Annotated in this window: 8 protein-coding genes; 5 read left to right on the forward strand and 3 right to left on the reverse strand. The window is 70.6% G+C overall.

Annotated elements, in window-relative coordinates; translation table 11 throughout:
• From VNR19_RS13925 to VNR19_RS13935, 3 genes are read left to right on the forward strand one after another with little or no spacing between them, the layout of a single operon-like run.
• A complete protein-coding gene (locus VNR19_RS13925) occupies positions 1 to 1,164 on the forward strand; it encodes a sialidase family protein (RefSeq protein WP_325727734.1) in 1,164 nt (387 codons plus the stop codon).
• On the forward strand, positions 1,161 to 3,059 hold the full coding sequence (locus tag VNR19_RS13930; RefSeq protein WP_325727736.1) for a nuclear transport factor 2 family protein: 1,899 nt from the start codon (positions 1,161 to 1,163) through the stop codon (positions 3,057 to 3,059). The genes VNR19_RS13925 and VNR19_RS13930 overlap by 4 nt, the downstream gene beginning before the upstream one ends.
• Positions 3,056 to 3,829 carry an SDR family oxidoreductase gene (locus VNR19_RS13935; protein ID WP_325727738.1) on the forward strand — a complete coding sequence of 258 codons (774 nt, stop codon included), beginning with the start codon at positions 3,056 to 3,058 and terminating at the stop codon, positions 3,827 to 3,829. The genes VNR19_RS13930 and VNR19_RS13935 overlap by 4 nt, the downstream gene beginning before the upstream one ends.
• Positions 3,830 to 3,845: 16 nt before the next feature.
• Here the strand turns inward: VNR19_RS13935 and VNR19_RS13940 are convergent, their stop codons facing one another.
• The 3 genes from VNR19_RS13940 to VNR19_RS13950 all read right to left on the reverse strand — a co-directional run bounded on the left by VNR19_RS13940 (position 3,846) and on the right by VNR19_RS13950 (position 7,349).
• A complete protein-coding gene (locus VNR19_RS13940; protein ID WP_325727740.1) occupies positions 3,846 to 5,729 on the reverse strand; it encodes a nuclear transport factor 2 family protein in 1,884 nt (627 codons plus the stop codon).
• Between the two features lies 1 nt (position 5,730).
• Entirely contained in the window at positions 5,731 to 6,510 is a 780-nt protein-coding gene (locus VNR19_RS13945) for an IclR family transcriptional regulator (RefSeq protein WP_325727742.1), read from the reverse strand.
• 71 nt (positions 6,511 to 6,581) lie between these two features.
• Positions 6,582 to 7,349 (reverse strand): SDR family NAD(P)-dependent oxidoreductase, encoded by a 768-nt coding sequence (locus tag VNR19_RS13950; RefSeq protein WP_325727744.1) that lies wholly within the window; start codon positions 7,347 to 7,349, stop codon positions 6,582 to 6,584.
• Positions 7,350 to 7,488: 139 nt separating this feature from the next.
• On the opposite strand from VNR19_RS13950, the gene VNR19_RS13955 reads away from it, so the two are divergent.
• A complete protein-coding gene (locus VNR19_RS13955) occupies positions 7,489 to 8,520 on the forward strand; it encodes a cyclase family protein (RefSeq protein WP_325727746.1) in 1,032 nt (343 codons plus the stop codon).
• A gap of 8 nt (positions 8,521 to 8,528) precedes the next feature.
• On the forward strand, positions 8,529 to 10,496 hold the full coding sequence (locus VNR19_RS13960; protein ID WP_325727748.1) for a nuclear transport factor 2 family protein: 1,968 nt from the start codon (positions 8,529 to 8,531) through the stop codon (positions 10,494 to 10,496).
• The last annotated feature ends 13 nt before the right edge of the window (positions 10,497 to 10,509 follow it).

Here is a 10,509-nt window from a genome sequence, read left to right on the forward strand (position 1 = left end):
GTGACGTCCACCCAGCAGCTCGTGAGCACCGGCTGGCCGCCCGTCACGGCCGACGACGCGGAGCACCACATCGTCTATCGGCGCGACGACGAGTTCGCCGCGTGGCCCTTCTACTGCGGCCTGTGGCTGACCGGCGACGGAAGCGTCGTGGCGGGCTTCAAGCGGGTGCCCACCGACTACCGCGACATCGATCACTACAACCTCGTCACGAAGCCGGGCGAGATCGTGGTGATCCGCTCACGAGACGGCGGTCGGACATGGGACGACGACTCCGTCGTGCCCGTGCACGACATGTCGATCACGAGCGAAGGTGAACTGCCCGGCGGAGCGAGCGACGATTGGGCATCGCTCCCGCCGCTGGACTTCACCAGCCGCGACACGCTCGTGATGGGGGGCGGGATCCCCCGCCTCATGACGTCCGACGGCGCGCGTGCGTGGGTGCGCGCGTCGTCGGACGGAGGGCGCACATGGCGACCTCACCGCCTGCTGCCGAACTGGGATTTCCCGGGCATCTCGATGCCGGGCTCCTCGATGTACTCCGTGCGCGAGGACGGCGTGATGCTCTTCGGCGTGCACGCCTGGGCTCCAGACGGCCAGAACCCGCTGCCGATCGTCTACGCGAGCGAGGACGGCTCCGACTTCCGCTACCTCGGGAACATCGTGCCCGAGTCGCCCCGCTCGCCATACTGGCCGGGTGGCAGGTTCGCCTCCGCGAAGCACATCTACCCGCGCATCATCGTGCTGCCCGACGGGCGCGCGCTCGCGTCCGTCCGCTACGAGCGAGACCCGCGCGGCCTCTTCTGGACCGAGATCCACGAGAGCCTCGACGGCGGTCGCACGTGGCACTGGCTCAGTCGCGTCAACGACTGGGGCGCTCCGGGTGACCTCGTGCCGCTGCAGGACGGCCGTGTGCTCTGCATCTACGGCTACCGTCTCGCGCCGCGCCGCGGCATCCGCTATCGCGTCAGCGAGGACCAGGGCCGCACGTGGGGGCGTGAGGTGATCCTCCGCGACGACGGAGCCACGTGGGATCTGGGGTACCCGCGCGCCATCGAGGTCGAGCCGGGCGTCGTGCTGACGCACTACTGGATGAACCTCGCCGAACCGGGTGCGGGTCCCGAGGGCGGCGTGCGACACATCGCGTGCACGAGGTTCCGGCCATGATCGAACAGAAGACGGATGCGCCGACGCCGGCGCGCGTGCGCGGGCTCGCGGGCCGCCTCGCGGGCGTCGAGGGCGTGCGCGCGATCAAGCGACTGCAGCACGCGTGGGGCCAGTACGCCGAGGCGGGGGACTACGCCGCGATGGCCGACCTCTTCGCGCCCGACGGGCGTCTCGTGCTTCCCCCGCGCGAGGCCCGCGGTCGCGAAGAGATCCTCGCGCTGCTCGTCGAGACGATGGGAGGGGGAGACGCGTCGCCCGCGCCCGATCGACTCGATGTGCGTCTTCAGCTCAGTCCCGTCGTGACCATCGCGGACGACGGCCGATCGGGTCGAGGCCGCTGGCACGAACTCACGCTCTCGGGAAGGCACGGCGAACGCGCGGAGTGGTCCGGCGGCATCCATGAGAACGAGTACGTGCTCGTCGACGGGGTGTGGCGCATCTCCGTGCTCCGCCACCACCCGCAGTTCGCCGGCGCGCACGAGGACGGGTGGCGCAACGTCTCCGACGCCGTACCGCTCGTGCCGTTCCACTTCACGCCCGACCAAGCGGGCACGCCCGTTCCGCCGCGCCTCGAGGCGGACGCGGATCCCGCCGCACTCCCCGGGCTCGCCGCCCGCGCGCGGCGACTCATCGACGAGAGCGAGGTTCAGAACCTGCTGTCGGCGTACGGGTTCTACGTCGACCGCAAGCTGTGGGATGACGTGGGCGACCTCTTCGCCGACGACGGCGTGCTGAGGTGGGGTGACGACGAGTGGGAGGGGCGCGCCGGCATCCGACTGGGTCTCGAGTCCCGCTCGACGGCCGGCCTCGCCGACGGCGAGTTCTTCGACCATCTGCAGCTCATGCCGATCGTCGAGGTCTCCGCCGACCGGAGCGCGGCGCGTGTGCGCGCGCTCGAACTGCAGATCATCGGAACCCACGGCGGCCGCGGCTGGTGGGGCGTACGGGTGTGCGACGGCGAGTTCGTGCGCACGGATGCGGGGTGGCGCATCGCCGCGCTGCGCTACTCGCCGCGCCTGCTCGCCGACCACGCGCACGGGTGGGCGCACGGCCTGCCGCCGCGTCCGGAGATCGGCACGGCGTACCCGGAGTCGCGCGGACCGGCGATCGCGTTCGCGCACCCGGTGCGGGATCAACGGGACGCGCCGGATGCCGCTTCCGACGCGGACGCGTCGCTCGACGACCTCGAGAAGATGATCTCTGTCGCGGAGGCGTTCGACGGCGCCGAGAACGTCGCTTGCGCCTACGGCTACTTCCTCGACGAATCGCACTGGGACGAGAGCGCCGACCTCTTCGCGCGCGACGGCTGGAAGGAGCTGTCGTTCGTCGGCACCTACATCGGGCGGGAGCGCATCCGCGACTCGCTCGTCGCTCGCTACGGCCGTCGTCCCCGCCGCCCGACGTTCCTCCCGATCCACCAGAAGACGCAGCCGTTCGTGACGGTCGAGCCGGATGGGCGGGCACGCATCCGTCTCAAGATGCTCCAGGTCAACAGCGGCTGGGACACCGAGGCCAGCTTCGTGTCGGGCGTCTACGAGGAGCAGATCGTGCGCGAGGACGGCGTGTGGCGCATCCACGGCATGGACCTCGAGTACATCGTCGTCGCGGAGTGGTCGGGCGGTCTGCCGGGTGTCACACGAGACCTCGGACGCATCTTCGCCCCGACGCCCGAGGCGATCGAGGCGTTCGATCCGGCCCCGGATGCGCCGCTGCGCGGCCTCGCGTTCGCGCCCTTCCCCGACATCGGCCCGCTCGGCTTCCACTTCGCGAACCCCGTCAGCGGGCGTGAGCCGGCGATCCGTTGGGAGTGGTCGGACGGCCGCTTCGATTCGTCCACGTTCTTCGAGCCCGGCCCCGCGCCGGCATCCGACATGACAGGAAAAGCCTCCACATGATCGACGAGCTCTTCGATGTGACCGGCAAGGTGGCCCTCGTCACGGGCGGCACCGGCGGAATCGGCGGCATGATCGCGCGCGGGCTCGCCAGCCGCGGCGTGCGCACGTACATCGCCGGCCGCGACGCGCAGAAGGCGGCATCCGTCGCCGACGAGATCTCGAAGCTCGGCGAGTGCATCCCGCTCGTGGGCGACCTCGCCGAGCCGGAGGGCGTGGCAGCACTCGCCGCGGCGTTCGCCGAGCGTGAGGACGCCCTCCACATCCTCGTGAACAACGCGGGAGCTCTCGGCCCGGACTCGCTCGCCGAGAGCACGACGGATTCATGGGACCGCATCATGGAGGTGAATGTGCGCGCGCCGTTCCAACTCGTGCAGCACCTCGTGCCGCAGCTGCGCGCGGGTGTGCGCCCCGACGATCCGGCGCGCATCATCAACATCGGATCGATCGGCGGACTGCACATCCCGAACTGGGAGGCCCACGCCTACGGCGCGTCGAAGGCCGCGCTCCACCACCTCACGCGGTCGCTCGCCAAGAAGCTCGGCCGCGAGGGGATCACCGCGAACGCGATCGCACCGGGCCCCTTCCCGACGAGCATGACCGACACCGCGGCCGAGACGGTCCGCAAGAACGTGCAGACCTACATCCCGCTCGAGCGCGCGGGCGAGGAGAAGGACGTGCAGGGTGTCGTGGTGTTCCTGAGCTCGCGCGCGGGCGCGTACATCAACGGCATCACGATCCCCCTCGACGGCGGGTACATGGCGGCGCTGTAGCGCCGCGAGGCATCCGTCACAGCGGGTCGAGCTCGACGCCGTCGACCTCGGGCCCGTTGGGCGGATGCTGGTACCCGTGAGCCGTCATGCGGGTGTCGGGCCGCACCTGCGAGGGCACGCAGTCCGGCCAGTAGTGCTCCGGCACGCGCCCGCTCACGGGGTTGCGGTAGTGGAACCACATCGGGAGGATTCCCGGCCACTCGATCACGTCGCCCGTTCCGCCGCGGAAGTGCTCCTCGCGACGACCGAGATCGGTCAGGAGCACGTCGGGCGGGAATCGTTCGAGCAGCGGGTTGGGGCGCGGCGCCGGGGCGTCCTCGTCGCGCGGGCCAACCGCAGCCCAGCCGCCCTTCCACGTCGGCGACGTGAAGTACGGCTCGTCGATCGTGAGGCTCCACAGTCGCCACACGCCGTCGGGCTCGAGCACGGTCTGGTCGTTGGGGTACATGCCCGCGTGGAATCCGGCGGCGTAGAACGCACCCTCGGGCAGATGCTCCTTGTGCGTGCGCGGCTGGAAGAGGCGCGTGCGCAGGTGAGCCGACCTCCCGTCGGCGGAGACGTGGATGACGGGCTGGGTGCGCCAGTGGTACGAGATTCCCGGGCGCGTGTCGGGCGGTGCGCCCCACAGCTCGGTGACCGCCCGGTGGATGCGCTCCTTGCCGAGGTAGTAGCCCGCGAACGGCGACTGCTTGTTGCCCTTCTCGGCGTGCAGATCGGCCATGTCGTCCCAGCGGAAGTCGTCGATGTAGTAGCCGTACGCCGACGACACGTTCTCGGTGGCGTCGTACGCGAGCGACCGCGCGAGCCGTCGGCGGAGGGTGGCGGCATCATCCGCCCCCGTCGATCTCGGAGTGCCGGATGCCCGCGAGAGTCCGGGGCCGGTGGGCGAGCCCAGCGGAGGGATGGTCGCGGGCGTCTTCGCGTCGCCCCACCCGTCGGCGTAGCCCGCGCGCATGACCGCGTCGATGCGCACCTCGGCGAGCTTGAACAGGACGCCGTCGCGGACGCACCGCGTGCGCACGACGTTGACCTCCCACGCGCCGACGCCGTCTCGCGCGAGCATGCCGAGCTCGATGCTGCGGGTGACCGCCTCGCTGCCGTCGGGAGAGACCGCGACGACGGTGTCGAAGAGGGGACGGTCGTTGAGGTCGCCGGTGTCGAGTCCGGCGGGCCCCATGGTCTCGAGGGCGGTGCGGATGCCGTCCGCTCCGCGGAACACTCCCGCACCGGTGATCGCCATCGCCCCGCCCGGTGCGAAGAGGTCGACCACGTCGTCCCACATGCGGCGATCGACGTAGTACCCGTAGGCGTGGACGAGGTTGCGCACGGCGTCCTCGTCGTTGAGACGCCCGATGCGCGTCGCGAGCTCGTCCAGCGGTGCCGCGTCGATGTCGGCCCGACGCGCGGACGGCCGGACCGGAGCGCCCGCGTCGGCGGCGGTGAAGTGGTAGGGGATGACCGGCAGGTCGGCGCCTCCGACGTTCGTCCAGCCGTTCGCGTAATCGCCCTCGAACTGGGGGAAGTAGTGGTGTCCGCTGATGAGCCACGCGCCGCCCTCGCGACGGTACTCGTTCTCGTAAAGCCCGCCCGAGATGCGCGCGCGCCCTTCGCCGTCGCCCTCGAAGGTGAGCGACATCCATCGCCCGCGTGCACGATCCCCGCCGTCGAGGAGGGTCACCACCGGCTCGTCGATGAACTCGGTGACGAAGGCGGATGCCGCGGGCGGGCCCGCCGGCGCACCGTCGACGGTGATGGCGGCATCCGTCGTGAACAGTGCCGCGAGGTCGTCGTGGCGTGCGAGCTGCCTGTGGTGCGCGTAGGCGCGCTCGAGATCCTTGATCGCGCGCAGCGACTCGACTGCCGCGACGTCGCGGGCGAGCTCGGCGAGGGGATCGGCCATGTCAGTCGGACACCAGCGAGCTGATGTACTCGGCGGACTCGCGCAGCTGCTCGACACGCCAGGCCGCCCGCTCGCCCTCGGTCAGCAGCGGCGTCGTGCCGAGCAGGGCCATCGCCGCCTGCACCTCGTCGCCTCGGAAGATGGGCGCCGCGACCGACGCCAGGCCCGTGCGCTGCAGGTCGGCCCACGCGATGCGCTCCTTGCGCACCTTCGCGAGCTCCGCCTGCTCGCGCAGCTGCTCGGCGGGCGAGAGCTCCTCGAGCGCGCGGGAGACGACGGCGGGGTCGGACTGGAACGCGAACAGCACACGCGACTGCGCCGCCTTGAGCTCGAGCATCGTGCCGACGCGCACCGTGAGCACGATCGTGCCGGCACGGGCCTCTTCGACGAGCGTCACGACGGCGCCCGACCGCCCGAGGAACGACAGCACGACGGTGAGGTCGGTCTTCGCCGACAGATGCGCCATGACGGCCGGCGCGAGGGTGAGCACCTGCTGGCGGGTCGACACGAACCCGGCGAGCTGGTCGAGCAGTGGGCCGGGCGTGTACGCGGGCGTGAGGAAGCCCGCGCCCTGCAGTGCGAGGAGATAGCGATGCGCCGTCGTGCGATTGAGGCCGAGGCGCTCGGACACGAGGTTGGGGGTCAGGGCGCGCGTGTGCGCGTCGAACAGCGCGAGAACATCGGCGGCTCGGTCGATCGACTGGATCGGCCCGCGCTCGTCACGTGTGGCGGAGCCGTTCTGCGAGCTCCGTGCGGCGCGGCCACGCGTCGGCGTCGTCATGTGGGTTCGCCGATGTGATCGAGCCTGAAGCGCATATTGTTCATATTACAGATTTCTAGTTCATATGCCGATCATGCACGATAGCCACCGTCGACAGGCAGGTGAACCCCGCTGATGTGGCCCGCCCGATCGCTCAGAAGCCACGCGGCGGCCTCGGCCACGTCGGAGGTGAGCGCTGTCTTGCGCAGCGGTGTCGCGGCGACGCGCGCCTCGACCCCGCCGGGGATCGCACGCCGCGTCGCGTCGAGCATCGGGGTCTCGGTCGGCCCCGGTGCGATCGCGTTGACCCGCACGCCCGCAGGGCCCGCATCGTGGGCCGCCGTGAGGGTGAGGCCCAACACCGCGTGCTTCGTCGCCTGATAGGCGCCCAGTCCGCTGCTCGCCTTCATCGCTCCGACGCTCGTGACGTTCACGATCGCGCCGCGCCCCGCCACCCTCATACGCGCGAGCTCGCTCCGCAGGCACAGCCAGACGCCCTTCACGTTGACGGCCATGATGCGGTCGAACTCGTCCTCGGTGAGGTCCTCGAGTGTGCCGGCCTGCGTCATGGCGGCGTTGTTCAGCGCCGCGTCGATGCGCCCGAACCGCGCGATCGTCGATTCGACCATCGCGTCGACCTGGCTCGCCGAGGTGACGTCGCACGTCACCGCATCCGCTTCGTGTCCCTCCCGTGCGAGCTCGTCGACGATGTCGGCGAGAAGCGACTCGCTGCGCGCGGCGAGCATGACGGATGCGCCCTCCCGCGCGAAGAGGCGGGCGGCGTCGGCCCCGATCCCGGTGCTCGCGCCCACCACGAGTACCGCCTTGCCTTCCAGTAGGCCGTGGTTCGCCTCGGTCATCGTGCCTCCTTCGCGGTGCCGCTGGCGGTCATGATCGGTAACGTTATCCGCATACCGAACAATCTGACTGTATTGTGACCAATGCGCAAGCGACGGCCCCCCGCAGCGGTGTGCGCAGCCGCGAGAACGGAGTCTGACGATGCAGTCGAAGACAGCCTCACTCGAGGATCGGATCGGCGGATCCCGCTGGCCGTCGTTCCGCGAACTCGAGACCGCCGACCCGCCCGAGTCGTCGTGGTCGCTGTTCGGTCCGGATGACGAGCTCGGCACGATCAACTTCCTCACGGACGACGTGCGGCGCCGCGCGGCGAGCCTCGTGAGGACGGGACGCACCTTCAACCTCGACTACCCCATCGGTGCGTTCGACCCGTTCCCGACGGGAACCCGGCCCGAGGCGAAGCACACGATGTTCAGTAACAATCCGTGGCATTTCGACGACTGGCTCGACTCCTTCTACCTGCAGGCGACGACGCAGATCGACGCGCTGCGGCACATCGGACACCCCGAGCACGGCTTCTACGGCGGCCGCGTGCGCGAGGACATCTCGGAGCAGACGACGACGCTCGGCATCCAGACCTACGCCGAGGCGGGCATCGTCGGGCGCGGTGTGCTCCTCGACGTCGAGCGTCATCTCGCCGCCGAAGGGCGCCCGATCGATCAGAGCACGTCTTACGAGATCGGCGTCGAAGACCTCGAGGCGACCGCGGAACGTCAGGGCGTCCGGTTCGAGGACGGCGACATCCTCCTCGTCCGCACCGGGTGGGCCGAATACTGCCGGGTCGAGATGGACGCGGCCGCGCGCGCCGCGTTCGCGAAGCAGATCCGGGTGCCGGGGCTCGCCACGACGAAGGCGGTCGTCGCGTGGCTGTGGGACCACCACTTCTCGCTCGTCGCGGTCGACAACCTCGGCGTCGAGTGCTTCCCGTACACCGCAGGGAACGACCTCGTCGTGCCCGGCCTCCCCGCGCCGGAGCGCGGCATCGACCACAACGGCGGCATCCATCGCCCTCTGCTCACGATGCTTGGCTTCGCGCTCGGCGAGATGTGGGCGCTCGAAGACCTCGCCGCTGACTGCGCGCGGGACGGCGTCTACGAGTTCCTGCTGACGGCCAAGCCGCTGCACCTCCCGGGCGGCGCCGGCTCGCCGGCGAACGCCCTCGCGATCAAGTGAGGCACGACGTGGGCTCGATCGACGCGCCGACGCCGGCCGAGATCGCCCGCGCGGTGACGCGCCTCGAATCGCTTCGCACCGCGAAGGATGTGCAGCGCGCGTACGCGCACCTCCTGCAGCTCGGCCGCGCGACGGAGGCCGCGGAGCTGTTCGCCCCCGACGCCGAGGTCGTCTGGGGCGAGAAGTCCGTGCGGGGGCCCGACGCGATCCGCGACTGGCTCGACGAGCGCTCCGCGAACGCACGTCGCGCGGGCGGGCTGTACACCGAGATCATCGACGAACCCGTGATGCACCTTTCGCCGAAGGGGACGATCGCGTACGGTCGCTGGTCGGCCATGGCGTTCACCGGCGACGGCCGGGGCGCCGCGCGTGTCGAAGGCGGCGTGTATGAGAACGAGTACCGCCTGTCGGGCGGGCGGTGGCTCATCTCGGCGCTGCGCTTCCATCCGCAGTTCGACGGGCCGTACGAGGAGGGCTGGACGAACGTCGACGGCGCTCCGCTCCCCGTCGTGCCGACGCACTTCGGGCCATCGGATGCCGGCACGCCGCTCATGGCGCCCGTGGGCGATGCGCCGGAGGCGGCCGATCGCGCCGAGATCGCCGCCCGCATCGCGCGCCTCAACGACGAGGATGCCGTCCGCAACCTCGTGCACGCGTACGGCTACTACGTCGACCGGAGGATGTGGACGGATGTCGTGGACCTCCTCGTCGACGACGCGATCGTGCGCTTCGACGCGTACGCGTCCGACTCGGCTCCGCGAGGACGGAGCGCCGCGCGCGCCGTGTTCGAGTGCATGGGCCCCGAGGGGCTGCGGTACGGCGAGACGAACGAGCATCCCCTTTTCGATGTCGTCGTGCGGATCGAGCCGGATGCGCGCACCGCGGTCGCGCGCGGCATCCAGCTCGGCATCCTCGGCGACGTGCGGTCCCGCGAGGCGTTCTGGGAGTTCGCGGTGCTGTCGGTGCGCGCGGCCAAGGGCGACGACGGGCTGTGGCGCATCGCGGCGATCGAGTGCGACACCCTGTGCCGAGCCGCGTACGCCGAAGGGTGGGGTGCGGGCGGACTCGCGCCAAGGGCGCCCACGGTCGCGGGAGTGCTCGATGCGCACTGGCGCTCGGCTTCGCCGCGCGCGTCGGGCGGCGCATCCGTCGATTCCGATCTCGATCGGCGGCTCAGGCGGTCGCTCGCCTACGACGGCGTCGAGAACGTGTCGGGAGCGTACGGCTACTTCCTCGACGATTTCCGGTGGGCCGACATGGCCGCGATCTTCGCGCGCCGCGGGCACAAGCAGTCCGCGTTCGCGGGCTACGCGATCGGCCACGATGCGATCCTCGGCACGGCGGTCGCGTGCTACGGGCCCACGAAGTCGGCGCGCGCGATGGTGAGCTTCCACTGGCGCACGCAGCCGGTGATCCATGTGTCGCACGACGCGCGGTCTGCGAACCTGCGAACGCGCCTGTTCCAGCCGCGCACCGCGATCGAACCGGATGCGACGCCCAAGGACTTCTACATGGGCGGGCTCCACTCGGGGATGTACCCGAATGATCAGGCCGTGTTCGAGGACGGCACGTGGCGGCTGTGGAGCCTCGCCGTCGACGAGCACTACTACGCCATGCAGAACTGGCGCGGGGGATGGGCGGGCGTCGAACCGCGGCCGGCGGGTGAGCAGCCGCGCCGGAGCATCGTGCTCGACGAGTACCCGCCCGAGATCCTCCTGTCCGACATCGAGCCGCGCGAGACGGGGTTCCGCGGCGGCCCGGGACCGCTCAAGGAGTGGCCGGAGATCCTTCCGATGTGGTTCCACTATCGCAATCCGGTCAGCGGTCGCGAGCCGGAGCTCTTCTGGCCGGACTGCGTCCCGTGCGAAGTCGCGCCGCAGACCCGCATGACCGCGCACGGGTTCCAGGCCCCGCCGGACGGCCCCGAGGTAGACGGCGTTCCGCTCGCATCGATGCGTCGCGAAGGATCCGAATGATCGGATTGTGGAC

Source organism: Microbacterium sp., assembly GCF_035556355.1.
Taxonomy (GTDB): Bacteria; Actinomycetota; Actinomycetes; order Actinomycetales; family Microbacteriaceae; genus Microbacterium.